Origin of the sequence: Paenibacillus sp. FSL H8-0537, from assembly GCF_038051995.1 — a bacterium.
Classification (GTDB): domain Bacteria; phylum Bacillota; class Bacilli; order Paenibacillales; family Paenibacillaceae; genus Pristimantibacillus.
Window position 1 is genome coordinate 5,205,681 of record NZ_CP150290.1, and the last position, 20,953, is coordinate 5,226,633.

Below are 20,953 nucleotides of genomic sequence, written 5' to 3' on the forward strand. Positions count from 1 at the left end.
ATGATATATGAACCTGTAATACTATTACATTTTATAAAAAGATACATACTTTATCTACAATAAGCTTTTCTCCTGATTCAGAAATGAAGTCCCTTTTACATTACTTGCGGGCCTTCTCCAACCGTAACTGCCCTACATGATTAAGCTCATCAAAAGATAACTCTACTTTTTTTGAAAAGGATTTTCATCCAAGATGATGCATGATATTTTTTTTGCTGCTATGAAAATAGGTGGGCTATCAAAATACTCAACATTTATTTTGAAAATATAATTTCCAATTTCTGTTCTGTATTTTTTGTTAACTTCTATTTCTTCATCTTTACTTGCTAATTCAATAAACACTTTGGACGTATCCGTGTGCCATAAAAATAAAGTAGAAACAAAATAGGGTTGGTCAAATACAATATCAATCGCATACTCATTACTTTGATCTATACTTCCTGATAAAACAATTTGCCCTGCACTCATCATACAAAACTCAAAGTCCATCCATAAACATCGCTTTAAATACGCATTAATCTTTTCCACTTCTAAATTAACATCCTCTAAATTCATTACAAACACCACATCATCTCCTCTGGTAAGTCTATGTGTGTATTTTTTGCACCAGTAACATTAATATAAGCATTTTCAGCCCCATTTTCATATATTTCTTTCAGGTCACTTACGTTGAGTTTACCGCCTACAGTAAGTTTGTAAATCATTTTCACTCGTTACGGTATAAAAAGCAGTCGAAGCAAACAAGCTGACTCCCGTTAATTACCGAAGCCAGCTTATTGTGTAGTATTTGCAATTCCACTTAGAAGAGTTAGTAGCAGGCTTTCACATTCTCAAGGACTTAACCAATGCTAATTATTATTCATATTCATTAGCCTTCTCTGTTCATGCAACCACGCTTCTTCTCTCTTCACCCATTCTTCCGGGCCTAATTTTTCATCGGTCCAGAATACCGAGGAATCAATTGCATGACCATCTTTGTCTGTAGCAATTACAGATGTCCTACTTTTTCCAAAAACTAAATTGGGACAAATTTGATTGCCTTCTTGGTTGTAGGTTAAACAATGCATACCTATGTTTCCCTTACAACATTTTGTATCAATATGTTCATCGTTGTCTTCATAGAAACAGTTCGCCTCAATAACAATATGTTTCCATCCCATTTTATACTGCTCCTCACAATCAATAAGCTATAGCATGATCTCCCAAGGTATGGAAAACCGTCAATATCTTATGGGTCTGTGCTGACTAGACGCTCCTACCTAGTGCTCTATCAGCTTCTATTTGAAGTTGTATCGTTTTAGATCCCATGTATTTACGTGCAGTCTCTAGAATCGATCTGTCATTTCCGAGTATTTCCAACACCGTGACTGAAAAATTGTTCTTTAATTGAGTATCTTCGCTATTAGATACTTCTTCAAAATAATTAAATATACTTTCTAGCAGATTGACGTTCCTTTCCTCGCTTAATAATTTAATTATTTTCGGCATGAATACTCTCTCAATTATGATAGTTTCTAGTACCTCACCGTAATACTCGATTGATTCTCTATACTCATCTTCAGCCGACGGTAAGAAATTTAACATTATTCTAAAGAATTCTTCCGATTTTTTACTCATATCCACCAACTCCTCTATTTAAACAGTCTTATTGCCATTTCTAAATCATCTGCTAAAGCATCAAGTATATCTAAGTCATTAAGGCTAAGTTTCCCGGATTTCGATAGCTTATTTAATCCACTTAACTGGTTCTGAGCTTTTTGTAGATGTTTTGAAGAACCCTCGTAAAACTCCTTTGTAAGTATAGCAGCAGTTCCACCATCTCCAACCTTTGCAGTAGATCATTATCGCAGGTGAAGATCGCTTTTTCTTCATTCAGTCTTTCATCGATGTGTACGATCGTTCCATTGTTTCCTATCATATTGGGCGCAGCTGTGTGGCTAAAGATGTGGTTCGGACGCTGCAGCAAGCTCTGCTGAAACGGCAGCTATTTGATGCGCCTACAAAAGCCAGTCGTGCGCTCAGATAATGAGTCACAATTCGTTTCGGAGGCCTATGAGGCGGTTACCAAATTCATGATCTTCTATAATGAACGAAGAATTCATTCGAGTATTAAAGATCGGGCTCCTGCTGATTTTTACAAGCAGAACCTGATTCAACCCATTCCAATTAAATCCGTCAGATTGTAGTTTGAAAAGCTATGAAAGAAAGAGATAGAGAGACCATGTGTCCAAATTTAAGGGGTTAATCCGCTATATACGTTATTTGTGTCATTGGTTGAATGATGAACTAATTCGGCACTGGGTAGCCCCTTACCGAAAAAAGAAACCTTGAAAGGCACAAGGCCAATCAAGGTTTTACACTTAAATACAAAGCTACCCTAACCATAAAACGGTATCATCTGTTTTAAATGCTACAGGCAATTCTTTAATAAGCAAATTAATCCTAGAGACCATATACTCTAAATCATTATTCTGAAGATTAGATTGAGCCCATACTCTCAACTTTTCTAGCTCCAGAAGTGTTGGCTCCAACTGCTCTTTTCTTAATTCTATTCCGTTCTGAATCCAAAAAATACCCAACTCCTCAATAGCAGGTTGCCAAAACTTTGTAAAGAATTCTTCACGGGATATTGGAATTTCAAAACCTAGTTCAAATGAATCATCCTCTTGATTCATTCTAAACACACTAACAGACATTATGAGCCTCCAAACTGAGCTGTAAAATTATAGCTCGGATATTTGATTTTTAATTGATCGATCTCATTTTGAACCGCTTTTCTTAAAGCAGGAGTATCAGCATTTATCCTAAAAACATAGTTATTTATGCTCTGAATATCGCTGACCGATGGGACACTTTTACTCCCATTTGTTGTAGGTCTTGTTGAAGAAGCGTTCTGAATGGTATCAATTCTATTCACCGTTTTATTATAAATCTGTTTTTTAGCCCATTGTTGTTCTGTTTGTGGAACCGTCGGATTCGACATGTATAAACCAGAAGCATTCTTATCCTCAAAAATAGTCTTACTATTTAAATCAATTTCATCTAATTCCGTTAACTTATTGTTGGGACCGACAACTTCAACTTCATTAAATTTACCCGTCCCCTCAGACTTACATTTATCCGTATTTGTATTATGCACCCAAATACCAAGATCACTAACAAAGTAGGTATGGAAATCTTCTACTTCAAAATTATATACGGTTACCTTTTCCTTCAAACTAACAATTTCAATGTTATCAATGGTTAAAAGGTCTCCATTACTTTTTTGAAGCTTGTCTCCTTCCTCTAGATCTTCTGCAAGCACCCAACCCTTTCCTTCTACCCAAAACGGATGATTGAATGTCGTTTCAATAATTTGACCGCTAACTGACAACTTATAAATCTCATCCCGTTGGTTCCTAAACAGGTTCAAGACTTCCTTATAAACTTGTTCACCTGTCTCTTCATTCTTAGAAAGAACCATATCTCCAACTTCAATGTCTTCAATATTCTTCTCCCCTTCGTCTGTCAAAACCTTCGTCCCCGCTGTGAAGCAGTTGCAGATCTTGCCTTTTTGTACGATTTCTCCTTTCTTATTTACATATATCGGAGAGGTTTTAGTTACTCCGATTTTGGTTCCTCCAATTGTAATCAAACTTATTGCTGCTGCTATCGGATCATGCTCTGCATTATATTGAGCATTCGCGTCAGAAACTGACATATTTAATTTACTAGATTGGAACGAGATTTGAAAAACAGCTACCATACTATCAGTTACATAGTGTGAACTGTCAATTTTCTTCAAATCCGCTTTGCTCAAGAGATACCCTTTTTCTTCATCAGCTTGATTCTTATACATGGTATCCAATATGAAAATAGCTTCTGTTGTCGTGTATGGCCTATCCTTTGCATTTTTACTTGTTGGCTCTCCACTATTTTTAATTATATCTTGTACGACGATTGATTCTTGCTCTGAGAGCTTGTAAGAAAATTGATTACTTGATGGAGTAAAGACTGTTATCGACGATTTATGACCATTTTTCGTTATAGATTTGGTTATAGAGGTCGTAATTTCCGTCCGACCAATCGTTGTTGTGACACTCGTCTTTGTCCCGCTATCCATATTTGTAATTGCAACGGTGCTTGGTTTGCCTGCTGTAATCCCCACACTATTAATGAGAGTGGCCCACTGCGTGGCGCTCATTCCCCCTAGTCCTGTTTTACCTTTAGCACTTTCTGCTGCTGCTGAAAGAACCGTTGAAATAGCACTACTTTGAAATGCTAAGGGACTTATCACCGTTTTATCGCTCGAAACGGGAAGTCTTCTAATTCGCTCTGCTTCATCTGTAATGGCTTTCTTTTCTTCTTTTGATGTAGTGGCATAATACTGATTCGTTAATGCTATAATTTGTCCCTGTGCTACTACATTGAGAGTAGCATCAGTGGCAACATACTGACCCGTCGGGTCCCAATAAATCAACGGATTATTAAGCACATACGTATACCGATTCAGCGACAACGGCTCATTCGCCCGCCCTTTATACGTATCCTCAGATATAAACCGTCCTACATACGGATCATAATAACGCGCCCGCAGGTAATACAAGCCTACTTCCGCATCGTAAAACTCTCCCGAGTAGCGAATGGTGCTTTCATACAACTCAATCGTCAGCGTCGGACTGCCGAATACATCGTAGTCATATTGGTTCTCGATCGTTCCCTGCTCATCCACTGTCTGCACAACGTCCCCATGGCCGTTGAACAGGAAATACGACAGCTTGTCCGCTTGGTCGATTCGGGCGATATAGTTTATGCCCTTCACATAGCGCACACTGACCGCATCCGCTTTATCCGTCTCCAAAATGACGTATTGACGGTCATACAAGTAGTTCGTTACCTGCTCTGAGTAGCCGTCGGCCGAGCTGCGAACCGTTTTCTGCGTCCGAAGATCGTCCCCGTCATAGGTGTATTCCACCGTCGAGCGCTCTCCGCCCTGAACATTAATCGCTTGCGTCAGACGGTTGAACCCGTCAAAGGTATTGTTCACCTTCTCCAGCAGGCTGCTTATTTCCTCGGTCTGCGCATCTCCATATGGATTCGCTCCCGTTACCTGATTCATCCCTTGGCTATTCGGACGCAAATAGCTGGTCTGCTGGCGCACTTCATTCCCGTTGTTGTCAAACAGCGAAATGACCTTCTTCTCCAGCACCTCTTCGCCCGCTGCATCCTTCATTTGCTCCGTCAGCTGCAGCAGCTCGATCGAATTCGAATAGATATTCGCTGCGCTTCACGATATACGTCATCGCTTTGTTAATCGGAGATGGGTTCACCGCCTACAATAAGTCTATAAATCATTATCACTCGTTACTGAATAAAAAGCAGTACAAGTAAACAAGCTGACTCCAGTTGCTTACCGGAGCCAGCTTGTTTAGGTGCTTTTTCAATGTCTACTAAATGGGTGCTTGACCATAAACCTCATAAAACTCTTTTCTTTTTTTAAATTATATTATAAAGAGTTCGGTTGCTCCATCAAAAAATCAAGACTACATAATAGACACTTTAGGCAGTCTATTGTCCGTCTTCCATTTTTATTTCTCTCCACCCCCCGCTCTTTTTTTCGTATGTTATAAAACTATTATTCGAATGAATATCTGTAATTATCTTAGTTACATCTGACATATTACATCCCTTTTTCACATCAATTTGATCATGTAGAAATAAAATAAATAAGGAGGTCAAATCATCAACATCCGATAAATATACACCTAAAAGTTCATTGTATTCAGCACTAAAAAACAAACATAAATGCTCTACTTTGATTAGTATATTATCTTTGCGTTCGATCAATCCATCATAACTAGCAAATAAATTGAAATCATCCAAATCAAAAATTCTATTCGGTGTAATTAACGGATTCATGCCTCTTATAAAGATACCTGTTACATCACCATTAATCTTTTCAAGAAAAATAACATGATCTAATCTTTCATTATCCTCCTCATCATGCAAATAAATAATATTCGAAATTTCTTCTTGTTGAAAAAAATAATCAAACTTTTTTGTCATCGATAAAATATAATTATTCATGGTCACCCTCACTATTTAATTAAATCTAATTCTGATTGTAACTTACTTGATAAACGACCGCCTTTTTTGTTTAAGAAGGTCAATATTTCGTTTGTAGCCCTATTAACAAGAACAACTGCATCTCCCTTAACATAAGCATCTACAGATTCGATTGTATTCCATGTAAAAGGCTTCGAATTAGCGAGATTTTGTGGTTCTACAATTGAAACAATGAAATTTTTCATTCCTTCTTTGTCTCCTTTTTTAACTGGAGTACCTAAATCTCTTGAAGTTTCATAGATATCTTGAGCGTGCTTTTTCAGTTTTGTATCGAAATTCGCACTAAAACAAAAATTGGTATTATGCACCCAAATCCCAAGGTCACTGACGAAGTAGGTATGGAATTCATCGACCGTCATGTTGTAAACAGTTACCTGCTTGTGCAACAGTTCGATGCTGTCTATTTTGAGTGTAATACCATCGCTCTGAACAAGCAAGTCTCCAACCTTGAGGTCTTTAACAAACGTCCATCCTTTACCCTCCACATAGAACGGGTGGTTAAAGGTAGATTCAATCGTCTGTCCGCCCACATGAATCTTATAAATCTCATCCGTCTCATGATTGAACGTAGCGGTGACCTCTCTGTACGCTACCTCACCAGTCTCTTCATTCTTCGAAAGAACCTTATCTCCGACTTCAATGTCTTCGATATTCTTCTCTCCTTCGTCTGTTAACACCTTTGTTCCTGCTGTAAAGCAATTACAGCCTCCTGCATTGGTTCTCCCCGGCTTGAATTTTGCTTTTCCTTTGGATATCGCCATTCCCATTCCCGGCATACTGGATTCCATGATTTCCATGGATATATTTGCTGTTGCCGCTATATTCCCATGGTTTTCTATATCTGCGTATAGTAATGCTTCCCTTGAGAAAAATGCCTCTATCCCTTGCTGCAAGCCTCCTGTATTGCCAATTGTCTGCAAATAGGCCTGAAAATCTGCTTCTGTCGCTCCCTTATAGGTGCTCATATATACTTTTCTTAACGAGTCAGTCTCTTGCTTCGTTAAAGCTCCAGCTCCTCTTGTCATCACTTCGCTGGAATACATATCTGCCGCTAGTGCGCCTTCTCTACGCGTGTTGTAATAGAAATAATAATCATCATCGATATTAAATGAACTGTCTTCCCTTCGATTAATCAATAAAGCCATTGCTGCATCAGATTCACTCATCGCTGATCCCATTTGGGTATCTAAATTCTTGACAAAGAGCTCATCTTTTCCAGTCATTCCTTTACCCGTCAATAAATTAATACTATCTCTCTTATCTGTAGATAAATCCAGTACAGACACTTTGTTTCTTATTACTTGCGGTTGTTGACTTCCATATGTTTTCTCAATATAGACAGACGCTCCGATTATTCCGTCTCCCACGAATGTTTTAACCGTAGCTGTGGTCCTTACTGGTCCGCCCGTTACAGAACTTACACTTTTCGATATGGACTGTGTCATCCATTTATCGTAAGTCTCGTTATCAACCATAATTCTTCCGTTTACAACGGAATAGCCCTTCGCCTTCTCTTTCGACTTGTCTGCGTTCTTGGTATCTAATTGAATAGAGATACCTGTCACCAATCTAACTGTCGTTATCCCTGTTTTGGAATCATACGATAACTGGGCATCCGTCGCCTTCACCAAGTCCCGTAAAGCCACTTCAACCATCCCTGTTGGGTCTAAATAAATCAACGGATTATTAAGCACATACGTATACCGATTCAGCGACAACGGCTCATTCGCTCGCCCTTTATACGTATCCTCAGATATAAACCGCCCTACATACGGATCGTAATAACGCGCCCGCAGGTAGTACAAGCCTACTTCCGCATCGTAAAACTCTCCCGAGTAGCGAATCGTGCTTTCATACAGCTCAATCGTCAGCGTCGGACTACCAAATACATCATAGTCATACTGGTTCTCAATCGTTCCCTGCTCATCTACTGTCTGCACAACGTCACCATGGCCGTTGAATAGGAAATACGACAGCTTGTCCGCCTGGTCAATTCGGGCAATATAGTTAATGCCCTTCACATAGCGCACACTGACCGCGTCCGCTTTGTCCGTCTCCAGAATGACGTATTGACGGTCATACAAGTAGTTCGTTACTTGCTCTGCGTAGCCGTCGGCTAAGCTGCGTACCGTTTTCTGCGTCCGAAGATCGTCCCCGTCATACGCGTATTCAACGGTCGAGCGCTCTCCGCCCTGCACATTAATCGCTTGTGTCAGACGGTTGAAGCCGTCAAAGGTGTTGTTCACTTTTTCTAGCAGGCTGCTAATTTCTTCGGTCTGTTCATCTCCGTAGGGATTCGCTCCCGTTACCTGATTCATCCCTCGGCTGTGCGGACGCAAATAGCTCGTCTGCTGGCGCACTTCATTCCCGTTGTTGTCGAATAGGGAAATGACCTTCTTCTCCAGCACTTCTTCTCCTGCTGCATTCTTCATTTGCTCTGTCAGCTGCAGCAGCTCATTCGCATTCGAATATAGATATTCGCTGCGCTTCACGATATACGTCAGCTCGGTTTTGCTGATCGGATCGGTATAGCCAGTCGGCTGCTCCGACGTATACGTCTCCAGCATCGACTCCCGATTCCCGCTGCGGTCATACGTGAAGACCGTCGTTTTGCCCGGCGCTTCCGCTTTTACGATACGGCCAACCTCATCATACCCATAATTCGTCGCTCCGTAGCTGTCCGTTTTCGTTAGCTGGTTGCCCGATAAGTCATACGTGTAGCTGTATTCAGATAATACAGCACCGTCCGCTTTCGTATTGACCAACTTCAACAGCTGGCTGTTGCGGTCGAACGTGTAGCTTTCCTTCACGCCACCCGCGTAAGCAATGGACGTACGGTTCCCGTTCTCATCGTAGCTGTAGGATGTCGTTTTCCCTTGTGCCGTAACGGTACTCATTCGGCTCGATTTGTCATACGTGTAGTTGGTCATAAAGCCCGTTTTATCTTTCAGGCTTTTCACATTACCTACCGCATCATACGTGTACGTGAGCTGGGTCTTTCCATCCTTCGCAACTTCCAGCAATCGATTGTTTCCATCATACTGGTAGCTGCTTTGACCGCTGCCATCGTTCATGGAAGCACGGTTCCCGACTTCGTCATACGTATACTGAATCCGGTCCTCGGTTTCAGCCACCGCTTTTTCAACCAAAAGTCCCCGATTGTCGTAGCTATATCGCGTGTGGTTGCCATTGCGATCCGTCAGCTCTGCCGTTTGCAGCGCCAGATCATAGCGGTAGGACATCGCTTGATTGTTCGGATTAATGACCTGCGTCACCAAACCAAATGCCCCATAACGATAGCGGGTGACCTTCCCTCTGCCGTCTGTCATATCTAGCTGGTTGCCGAGTAAATCGTAGCCATACGTAACACTGACGCCGAGCGGATCGGTTACGCTCAGCAAGCGTCCCGCTTGATCATACGCATACGTATGGGTAACCCCAAGCGTATTCGTTTCGGAGATTCTCTCTCCTGCTGCATTGTATTGATACTTATTCATTTTATTTTGCAAAGCGGCTTCTGGCTCTGCCTGAGCAATCAGGCGGTTCGCCAAGTCATAGCTGTATACCGTTCCATAGCGCTGCGCATCCGTTGCTGCTGATGCATAGCCTTTGGCATCGATCACTTTAACCAAATTATCTGCTGCATCATACACATTTCGCGTCACGATAAGGTTGTACGGGTCTTTAACCGTCACCAGACGGTTAAGCTTGTCGTACGCATAGGTCATGCGATGGCCAGCGGCATTCGCTTCGGCTATTTTGTTGCCTGCCAAGTCATAGCTGAAGGTCGCCTTATGCCCTTCTCCATCGGTTACGGCTGCTACACGGTTAAGCTCGTCATAGGCGTACTTCGTCACATAGCCGCGCTCATTTGTTTCTTCCGCTACATTCCCATTTTCATCATACGCAAATCGTTTGACCGCATCCTGCCCGTTCACCTTGCGGCTCGTCTGCACCAGACGGTTCATTACACTCATTGAAGATCCAAAAAAACATCTATGCAACTCTAGTGATTTGTAACACTAATTACTTATGGTGCGGTATAAGCTAAACAAGCCGATTCCGGTTAGGTACCGAAGTCAGCTTGTTGGCTAGATGTATTATCAATACCCACTAAATGGGGAATTGAAAACTAATAAATGAAAGATTCCTACTTATTTTATTTGCTAGCTGTTATATGACTCCCATCGATTTTCACCTACAAGATTTAGAATATTGCAAAATTCATAAACTTCTATCATTCTTTTTGTTATCAGATATCCGTCTTCCTCAATTTCTTCTGGGGTTAAATCAGTCTCCTTTAATGACCAATAAATTATGGTATCAATATGAATTTCCAAATCTGTTATAAGTATACTCCTAATCTCATCCCACATCGTTTCTTCTTCCTTACATACTTGAAGTTCATCATCATATGAAGCCACAATAATAGCCATAAGAGCATATTTTTCATCTATATTCCAATTAAATGACTTATAGCTTTGAATAAATTCTTGAAGCTTAGTATGATCTGCAACTATATATTCCCAATCAATGTGATGAGTATCAGATAAATCAAATTTTTCAATAAGTTTAAGTCTTGCTTCAGGAGTGACTCCTATCGGATATTTATTCATTTAATCACCTTTCTGGTACTGTAGAATAATTACTATTGTAAGGATATGCACTGGCTATACTATTGTCATCTTTAACAACAATAATTGCTCTATCTGCAACAACCCTTTCTCCTGTTTTCAAGAATGAGCTCCCCCCAACATTACTCGGTAATTCTACATCATATACTCCAGGTCCTTTTTTCGCGACTTCTGATATTAGCTTCGCTGCATCTTTTTGATTATTCCATCTTCCAATCTGAACCTTATCTTTAGCAGCCCTAGATTTTAATGCATCATCAGACATATGTGAGCCGTGTTTTGAGTAAGCATGTCTATAGGTAGGTAAACTATTAGGTTTATCCCAATTCCATTTTGAATATGAGTCAGGGAGTTTAATATTCCCCGTCCCCCCAGGTGTACAACCATTCGTGTTTGTATTATGCACCCATATGCCGAGATCACTAACAAAGTAGGTATGGAAATCTTCTACTTCAAAATTATATACGGTTACCTCTTCCTTCAAACTAACAATCTCGATGTTATCAATTGTTAAAAGGTCCCCGCTACTATTCTGAAGTTGTTCTCCTGCTTCTAGATCTTCTGCAAGCACCCAGCCTTTACCTACTATCCAAAATGGATGATTAAATGTTGTCTCGATGATTTGCCCATCTATAGAAAGTTTATAAATCACGTCTCGTTCATTACGGAACAGATTTAAAACTTCCTTATACGTAATCTCTCCTGTCTCATCATTCTTTGAAAGAACCCTATCTCCGACTTCGATGTTTTCAATTGGCTTCTCTCCCTCGTCTGTCAACACCTTTGTTCCTGCTGTAAAGCAATTGCAGCCAGCTACAATAGACCTCCCCGGCTTGAATTTTGCTCTCCCTTTAGATATCCCTAATCCCATTCCCGGCATACTGGATTCCATAATTTCCATGGACATAACTGCGGACGCTGCTATAATTCCATGGTTTTCTATATCTGCGTACATTAACGCTTCCCTTGAGAAAAATGCCTCTATACCTTGCTTCAAGCCTTCTGTATTGTCTATTGTCTGCAAATAGGCCTGAAAATCTGCTTCTGTCGCTCCCTTATAAGTACTCATAAATACTTTTCTTAAATCATTTGTTTCTTGCTTCGATAAAGCTCCAGCTCCTCTTATCATGACTTCACCGGAATACATATCTGCCGCTAGTGCGCCTTCTCTTTTTGTGCCGTAGTAGGAATAATATTGATCATCACTCAACGTATAATGATCGTATATAAACTTGTTAAATGAACTATTTTCCCTCCGATTGATCAATAAAGCCAATGCTGCATTAGCTTCACTCATCACTGCTCCCAATTCGGCATATAAATTTTTGACAAAGAGCTCATCTTTTCCAGTCATTCCTTTGCCCGTCAATAAATTTATACTATCTTTCTTATCTGTAGATAAATCTAGTACAGACACTTTGTTTCTTATTACTTGTGGTTTTTGACTTCCATATGTTTTCGTAATATAGACAGACGCTCCGATTATTCCGTCTCCCACGAATGTTTTAACCGTAGCTGTGGTCGTTACTGGTCCGCCCGTTACAGAACTTACACTTTTCGTTGTGGTTTGTGTCATCCATTTATCGTATTGCTCATTATCAATGATAATTCTTCCATCTATCACGGAATATCCCTTGGCTATCTGATCGTCTTTGTTCTTCGTTTCTAATTGAATAGAGATACCTGTTGTCAATCTAACTGTCGTTATCCCTGTTTTGGAATCATAGGATATCTTCGTATCCGTCGCCTTCGCTATATCCCGTAAAGATACTGTTATCATTCCTGTTGGATCTAAATAAATCAACGGATTATTCAGCACATACGTATACCGATTCAGCGACAACGGCTCATTAGCTCGCCCTTTATACGTATCCTCAGATATAAATCGCCCCACATACGGATCATAATAACGCGTCCGCAGGTAATACAAGCCTACTTCCGCATCGTAAAATTCTCCCGAGTAGCGAATCGTGCTTTCATACAGCTCAATCGTCAGCGTTGGGCTACCGAATACATCGTAGTCATACTGATTCTCGATCGTTCCCTGCTCATCCACCGTCTGAACAACGTCCCCATGGCCGTTGAACAGGAAATACGACAGCTTGTCCGCCTGGTCGATTCGGGCGATATAGTTTATGCCCTTCACATAACGCACACTGACCGCGTCTGCTTTATCCGTCTCCAAAATCACGTATTGACGGTCATACAAGTAGTTCGTCACCTGCTCCGCGTAGCCGTCTGCCGAGCTGCGAACCGTTTTCTGTGTCCGAAGATCGTCTCCGTCATACGCGTATTCAACCGTCGAGCGTTCCCCGCCCTGCACATTGATCGCTTGCGTCAGACGGTTGAAGCCGTCAAAGGTGTTGTTCACCTTCTCCAGCAAGCTGCTTATTTCTTCGGTCTGCTCATCCCCGTAAGGATTCGCTCCCGTTACCTGGTTCATCCCTCGGCTATGCGGACGCAAATAGCTGGTTTGCTGACGCACTTCATTCCCGTTGTTGTCGAATAGGGAAATGACCTTCTTCTCCAGCATCTCTTCGCCCGCTGCATCCTTCATCTGCTCTGTCAGCTGAAGCAGCTCGTTCGCATTCGAATACATATATTCGCTGCGCTTCACGATATATGTCAGCTCCGCTTTACTGATCGGATCGGTATAGCCTGTCGGCTGCTCCGACGTATACGTCTCCAGCATCGACTCCCGATTGCCACTACGGTCATACGTGAAGACCGTCGTTTTGCCCGGGGCTTCCGCTTTTACGATACGGCCGACTTCATCATACCCGTAATTCGTCGCTCCGTAGCTGTCCGTTTTTGTCAGCTGATTGCCCGACAAGTCATACGTATAGCTGTATTCAGATAATACAGCACCGTCCGCCTTCGTATTAACCAACTTCAGCAGCTGGCTATTGCGGTCGAAGGTGTAACTTTCCTTCACGCCACCCGCATAAGCGATGGATGTACGGTTCCCGTTCTCATCATAGCTATAGGATGTCGTCTTCCCTTGCGCCGTTACCGTACTCATTCGGCTCGATTTATCATACGTATAGCTGGTCATAAAGCCCGTTTTATCCTTCAGGCTCTTCACATTGCCTACCACATCATACGTATACGTGAGCTGGACTTTCCCATCCTTGGCGACTTCCAGCAAACGATTGTTTCCATCATGCACGTAGCTGCTTTGGCCGCTGCCATCAGTCATGGAAGCACGATTCTCGGCTTCATCATACGTATACTGAATCCGATCCTCAGTTTCAGCCACCGCTTTTTCGACCAGCAGTCCTCGATTGTCATAGCTATACCGTGTGTGGTTGCCATTGCGATCCGTCAGCTCTGCCGTTTGCAGCGCCAGATCGTAGCGGTAGGACATCGCTTGATTGTTCGAATTGATGACCTGCGTCACCAGACCAAATGCCCCATAGCGATAGCGGGTGACTTTCCCTCTGCCATCCGTCATATCTAGCTGGTTGCCGAGTAAATCGTAACCATAGGTCACGCTGACGCCAAGCGGATCGGTTACGCTCAGCAAGCGTCCCGCTTGATCATAGGCATACGTATGGGTAGCCCCAAGCGCATTCGTTTCAGAGATTCGATCTCCTGCTGCATTGTATTGATACTTGTTGAATTTATTTTGCAATGCAGCTTCTGGCTCTGCCTGGGTAATTAGGCGATTCGCCAGATCATAGCTGTACACCGTTCCATAGCGCTGTGCATCCGTCGCTGCCGATGCATAGCCTTTCGCATCCATGACTTTAATGAGATTGTCTGCTGCATCATAAACATTACGAGTCACAATGATGTTGTACGGGTCTTTAACCGTCACCAGACGATTGAGCTTATCGTATGCATAGGTCATACGGTTCCCATTTGCATTCGCTTCGGCAATTTTGTTGCCCGCCAAGTCATAGCTGAAGGTCGCCTTATGCCCTTCTCCATCTGTAACGGCCGCTACGCGGTTAAGCTCATCATAGGCGTATTTCGTCACATAACCGCGCTCATTGGTTTCTTCCGCAACATTCCCATTTTCATCATACGTAAAAAGTTTGACCGCATCCTGTCCATTTACCTTGCGGCTCGTTTGAGCAAGGCGATTCATCGCATCATACGTATGGGTCGTCGTGTATTGGCTTCTGCCCGCTGTATCTGTTGCAGCATACATAAAGGCTCTCGGATCAATTTCCTTGACCACATTGCCGAGCACATCATACACGTACCCTGTTATGATCTGCAGCTTACCCGGATTTTCCTGATCTTGCAGAAGCTCCGTATGAGCCGAGCTATCTAAATAAATATGCTCCGCATCCACCAGCTTCACGCTTTGCATCACTCTGTCCTGACTGTCGTACACAAAACGCTCCACATCATAAATCGATGTATCACGAAGCGTTGCCGTTTCCGTCACATTGCCGTTCTTATCGTATTCATGAATCGTCAATGCGCCGCTATTGTCCGATTCGCTTTTCAATAAATTATTCAGGTAATAGGCATAGGTTGTCTCGCGTAAAAAGGCTTCATCCTTCGAGCTGCTGAGGCTCTCTTTAATGAGATTGCCAGCCGCATCGTAAGCATAGCTTTCTACTGCGTACACGAGATTGCCGCTGCTGTCTTGCTCCAACGGCGATTTCGTTTCAATCAGCTTCTTGTTGGCATCGTAGGCATATAGCGAAATGCTGCCGCGCTTATCTTTAAGCGATACGAGATTGCCAGCAAGATCATATTTAGACTCCGTGCGCTGAAGCAGCGCATCCGTCACCAGCTTCACTTGCCCAAAGGCATTATACGCTGTCGTCGTCTTATTGCCGAGCTGATTTGTCTCCGCAGTTACACGTCCCAGCTTGTCATATTCATAAGACGTCTCTCCGCCATCAGCATAGGTGATTGAGCGAACTAGACGATCAGGATAATAAGCATATTCCGTAATCATGCCACGAGCATCTGTTGATTTCGTCACATTTCCAAGCACATTGTAAACAAATATACTAGAATGCTGCAGCGCATCCGTCTGCTTAATTAATTGACCAAGGCCATCATAAACGTAGCTCATGCCCATAGAAGCTTCTATATCTCCGGTATACTGCAAGCCATCTACCGTTTTGATTATTCGACCGTTCACATCGTAGGCGATGTATTCCATCCCTTTGCCTTCTGGCGAGGTCGTAGTAGTAAGGCGATTCATCGCATCATACGTATACGATAATCCCTTTATGGACTTGACTGTGCCATCACGATCCAGAGAAGCCGTATACTGATTCGGCAAAATCTCTTTGATTACATTGCCGTTAGCGTCATAAATATAACGGGTAACGGCTTCCGTTCCATCCGCTGCCAGTTGTTTTGTACGAATGACGCGATCCAGCTCATCATAGTCATAGCGAGTAAGCAGACCTAGCGGATTTTTTTCTTCAACTAAATTGCCTTTCTCATCATAGGTATAGGTGGTTGCTGCTCCAAGCGGATCGATTTGCTTAACGATGCGGTTATCCAAGTCGTAAGCCAGCTTGGTTACATAACCTTTCGGATCCGTCTGGCTCACGACATTGCCGGATTTATCATAGTCATAAACCGTTGTCGCCAGCACACGATCGTAGTAGGTATCATCTACCCCGGCATCCGCAAGCTCAGCCTGCACAAGCTCATCCATTTTCACCAATAACGACTCCGAAAGCTTACGGGATTGAACATCATACGCATAACGCGTGATGTCATAGTCGCCGCTCGCTACCTTCGTCCGCTTCAGCGTAATATTGCCAGCCTCGTCATATTGCTGCAGCGTTTCTCGGCCATTTGGTCCGCTAACGCTAAGCACACGCCCAGCTTTATCGTAGCTATTCGTGATTTTATCGCCAGCAGATGTCTTGGTTCCTTCTGCGCCTGACTTCGGCTGTTTATAGCTGAAGGTTTCACTGCTGAGCAGGCGATTCGCTTCATCATACTGATACTCCGTCAGCTTATACTGAGTTGAGGTCGAATTAGACGAGATGTAAGCTTGCTCAGCAATCAGATTGCTGCTGGAATCATAGCGATAATAAGAGGCTTGCCCCGCCTGATCCACCTTCTCGATTAATTCACCTTTAGCGGAATACGACATGCGTTCCACGGTTCCATCCGGATGCTCCATCCGGTAAGGCTTCTCAAACACATTGTTCCTTACGGTCGTTACATTGCCGTTCTGATCCTTCTTGCTAACCAGCGTCTTGCCCGTAAGGTCATAGTTATAGCTTTCCTTGCTGCCATCCGGATAAGCCTTCTCCTTCAACAGCCCATTTAAATAATAGCTGTACGACGTTTTGCGTCCCAAGGCATCCGTTTCCGAAATGACATTTCCCAAAGCATCATACACATATTGGTTGGTGTAATGAGCTGTGCCTTTGCTATCATTGTCCGCGCCAGTCTGCGCAGAAATGACAGCAATGACTCTATCATTGGCATCATATTGATAGGCCGTTCCATTCGATTTCGATGGATTTGCGGCTGTATAGCCTTCGCCTTTCCCTTCCTTATTGACGTTGCCACGCTCATCATATTGCTTGAACATCACGACCTCTTTGACTTTTCCGTCAAAGGAGCTGGCGGTTGTCATGCGGTTCAGCGCATCATATTCATAAAGCGTTCCTGGCGCATCTTCGAGAGCCAAGGCAGAATATCTGCCGTCGCTTTCTTTAATGACCTTGCCATTTGCATCATAAGCATACCGGCTTCGATTGCCGAGAGCATCGCTCTTCGTTGCCATACGGCCAAGCCCATCATAAGTTATCGTTTGCGTAAGGTCGGTTCCTTGCACCGTTAGTGTTTCTGTTAAAAGCTGGCCAAGCTTGTCATAGCGATACACGGTACGTTTTCCATTGGCCTTGCCGCCGAAAGGCTCCGCCTTCTCGATGACCTGATTGCGGTAATTATATGTAAACAATATCGTATCGTAGCCGTCTCCATTAAATACCTGCTGCTTAATAACATTGCCCGCAAGATCCCGGTCATACAGCATGCGGTAGCTTCCATGCTCTTCCGTCTTACTGCCATTTTTCTCTTTAAAAGTGCCTTCTTCCTTCGTCACCTGACCCGCAAAATTATAGGTGAACAGCTGCTGCTTAAAGCTGGTTTCAGCTGCATCCGTATAATACGTCCCGGTGAGCTTATTGCCGTTAAGATCATAGGCATACCGAACATGCGCCGTTCTCGAACCATCAAGCTTGGCGTATTCATCCGTCACCCGGTTCATCGCATCGTAGGTATAGCTTACATCGCTAGCTACGACACCCGCCGTTCCTATTAATTTGCCCATTCTTGTTCGAATCGGATTTCCCGCTGAATCATAGTTGTGACGAGTATACGTATAGTCCGCCTCACCCTTGGTATAAATACGCTGCTCCGCTACGCGTCCAAGAGCATCATAAATAACCTCCGTAACCTTTTTCCCCGGATCTTGCTGGAGCTTTAATTGATCAAGCGCATTGTAGGCGTATGAAGTCTCATTGCCTAATGCATCCTTCTTCTCTATTAACCGCCCCATGTTGTCATAGCTGTACGCTGTCAAACCGTTTTTGCCATCGGTTTCACGCAGCAAATTGCCCATAAAATCATATTCATAGCTTGTGGTATACACCTGCTTATGATCTGGCGTCGTCTCTACCTTAACTGGACGATTTAATAGATCATAATAGAACGTAGTGGAATAACCCTCTTCATTCGTCAAAACAACGACAAGCGGGGTATCGCTATTGCCTGTGTACTTATATTGAAGCGTCAACTCCCCTTTATTGACCTTATCCTGTTCATAAGAGGAACGTTTAGTCAGGAGGTAATTGCTATCATACTCCAGGCGGAAGCTATGGCCGTTCGCATCAACTTCCTTCGTTTTCAGTCCAAGAGCATCGTACTCATAAGCTTGTAAAACATGCCACTTTCCGCTGTCCTCCACAGCCGCTTTAAGCAAATTACCCATGATGTCATATTCATATTGGAATCGATTTTTATTCGGATCGGTATATTGAATGCTTAAATTGGCGTAAGGGTTTTCGATATAACTGTACCCTTTTACACCCTTATCCGGCTCGGTCGTTTGCGTAACCCGTCCCAGCTTGTCATAGGTATAGCTTGTTTGCTCCTTATTAGGATTAACATCAAGCTTGCGGTTGCCCGTATTAAAGTCATACGCATACGATTTGGCTGCAACCTCGCCATCCGCGCTGCCAGACTGCTTGGTCACATAGGCACCCAACATGTCTATGCCGTTCGCATCCACACCATATTCAAACTGGGTGACGAAGCTTTGTCCACCAGCGCTTGAGGCCTGGCGCGTCATATTGCCGTAAGCGTCGTATTGATAGTCCGTCACAGTCCAGCTATCCTCTGACTGGGCATTCATCTTCGTTTCCCTTGTCACGTTTCCTTTCGAGTCGATGGCATACAGAATTTGGCTTACGGAATTTTTATCCTTCTTCCATGTCTTTGATGCCAAAACATGAAACTTGTCATAGGCATATGCATAAACAACCAAATGATCATTGTTTACGGGATAGCCCTGACTATCTCGCTCTGCTTCCGGCCCCGTATAATTCGTTAGGTTGCCATATTCATCGTATCGATAGTTTTCGATGCGCTTTACAGGCGTTTCATTCGATTGACCATTCGTTGTCTGGTAAATCAGCGTTTCCTGCTTTTTCACCAGCTTCAGCTCGTCGCGCTCGCTCGATACGACCTCCTTATGATCCTTCCCGGTATTTTCGGTCAAAATCAGCTGATGCAAGCCATCAAAGGTATATTTCATTTTATTGCCGATTGCATCGGTCGTTTCCGTGTAATAGCGAAACTTATCCTTCAAATACGTATGGTCATTTGGGTTATAGTTATCGGTTTTGTAGCCGTCAGCCTCGTTCGTATAGCTGTATACGGTTTTATTTTTTACCTCGGTGGTAAAACGATCCTCAAACTTGGCTTTGGATGCATCGTAATCCTTCTTGATCAGCTCGCGCTTCTCAAAAATTTTACGGTACTGCATGCTGCCCTCGCTGAGGCCCTTCGTAAACGTATTATAGATGTAGCGAGTGATATGATTGGTAGGAACATAATCCACCTGCATTAAATTTTCATAGCGATTGTAGACGCCATAATGGGTGCCATTCACAAACGTAAAGCCAAGCTCAGGCTGCTCATACCAAAAATGATATTTCGGACTGCCATCCACATCAAATACGCGCTGCAGCCTTGTCCGCACCACATGCTTGGAATCATTGACCAGCACAGCCGATTTGTCATACACGAGCTTATTCTCTCCAGGCAGGTTGACGATAACCTGAAACTGCCCTTGCAGGTCGCCGGAATCCACATGATTCGGATTTTGCGTCGCTTTGTAGGTTTCATTTTTCCCATACGCCGGGCTTGTGATTGCTCCTACTTTAAACTGATCATTTTCTTTATAATCGATGGTCGTGATACGCCCAACGGTATCGACGATTTTGGAAATCAATTTTTTATGCGTCGTTTTGCCATCTACGGTATAGTCTAGTATTTTGTGCTGGAACGTAATCGTATTGCCATAACGATCGACAATGCCGAGAATCGCGCCATCTAAGGAGAAAAATGTTTTCTTGCCTTCCTTATCGGTCATCACATATTTGGAGCTGCCATCCGTTTGCCCATTATTAAACTCTGTCGTTTCACGAATGACGACATCTTTTACCGTCTGACCTTCCGGCAGCATGACGGGAAGACCATCCTGTGATGCATTTTTCAAACGGTAAATATCGCCGCTCTCGGTATGTAGAAATTTATGGCTCGTACCATCTTCATTTTTGCGAATTTCCATGCTAGGAAACGAGAAACGCATCCCAATCCCCAAATTATAACGATCCTCATAGAAAGAAGAGGATTCATCCACTGGCTCCACATAGTCTACCCATGCGCCATTAACATACTTGACATTCATTTGCTGCACATTGGAAATACCACTCTGATAAATCCGTTTAATTTCCAAATTCAATCCATTGCGCCCAGGGAGCACATAATCGGTCTGCGTTAGACTCAGCTCTCCGCTTTGCGGGTTGATGTATTCGGCACTTTTATTGTTGTTCAAATAAACAGGGGACAGCATTGTATTGTAATTTTTCTGCGGCCCTATTAAGTTGTTCATCTGCTCTTCCAATGTTTCCGCATAGGCTAATGGAGCAGAAAGCATAGATATAAATAAGATAAATAAGGACGTCTTAAGCCAACGTTTCACC

Annotated in this window: 8 protein-coding genes and 2 pseudogenes; all 10 read right to left on the minus strand. The window is 43.0% G+C overall.

What is annotated here, in order from left to right:
- Positions 1-162: 162 nt before the first annotated feature.
- The 10 genes and pseudogenes from MHB80_RS21995 to MHB80_RS22040 all read right to left on the minus strand — a co-directional run bounded on the left by MHB80_RS21995 (position 163) and on the right by MHB80_RS22040 (position 20,952).
- Positions 163-564 (minus strand): hypothetical protein, encoded by a 402-nt coding sequence (locus tag MHB80_RS21995; RefSeq protein WP_341278986.1) that lies wholly within the window; start codon positions 562-564, stop codon positions 163-165.
- Between the two features lie 284 nt (positions 565-848).
- Complete coding sequence (locus tag MHB80_RS22000; protein ID WP_341278987.1) at positions 849-1,160, minus strand: hypothetical protein; 312 nt, start codon at positions 1,158-1,160, stop codon at positions 849-851.
- A gap of 85 nt (positions 1,161-1,245) precedes the next feature.
- Entirely contained in the window at positions 1,246-1,617 is a 372-nt protein-coding gene (locus MHB80_RS22005; protein WP_341278988.1) for a resolvase, read from the minus strand.
- Between the two features lie 755 nt (positions 1,618-2,372).
- Positions 2,373-2,696 carry a hypothetical protein gene (locus tag MHB80_RS22010; protein WP_341278989.1) on the minus strand — a complete coding sequence of 108 codons (324 nt, stop codon included), beginning with the start codon at positions 2,694-2,696 and terminating at the stop codon, positions 2,373-2,375.
- Positions 2,696-5,212, minus strand: coding sequence for a polymorphic toxin-type HINT domain-containing protein (locus MHB80_RS22015; RefSeq protein ID WP_341278990.1), 2,517 nt, complete (start codon positions 5,210-5,212; stop codon positions 2,696-2,698). The genes MHB80_RS22010 and MHB80_RS22015 overlap by 1 nt, the downstream gene beginning before the upstream one ends.
- 335 nt (positions 5,213-5,547) lie before the next feature.
- Positions 5,548-6,066, minus strand: coding sequence for a hypothetical protein (locus MHB80_RS22020; RefSeq protein ID WP_341278991.1), 519 nt, complete (start codon positions 6,064-6,066; stop codon positions 5,548-5,550).
- A 332-nt stretch (positions 6,067-6,398) separates the two neighbouring features.
- A pseudogene (locus tag MHB80_RS22025) lies at positions 6,399-6,809 on the minus strand (polymorphic toxin-type HINT domain-containing protein); the annotation flags it as partial.
- A gap of 960 nt (positions 6,810-7,769) precedes the next feature.
- Positions 7,770-10,082 (minus strand): annotated as a pseudogene (locus MHB80_RS22030) (RHS repeat-associated core domain-containing protein); the annotation flags it as partial.
- A gap of 189 nt (positions 10,083-10,271) precedes the next feature.
- Entirely contained in the window at positions 10,272-10,721 is a 450-nt protein-coding gene (locus MHB80_RS22035) for a hypothetical protein (RefSeq protein WP_341278992.1), read from the minus strand.
- A gap of 4 nt (positions 10,722-10,725) precedes the next feature.
- Positions 10,726-20,952 (minus strand): polymorphic toxin-type HINT domain-containing protein, encoded by a 10,227-nt coding sequence (locus MHB80_RS22040; protein ID WP_341278993.1) that lies wholly within the window; start codon positions 20,950-20,952, stop codon positions 10,726-10,728.
- Between the last annotated feature and the right edge of the window lies 1 nt (position 20,953).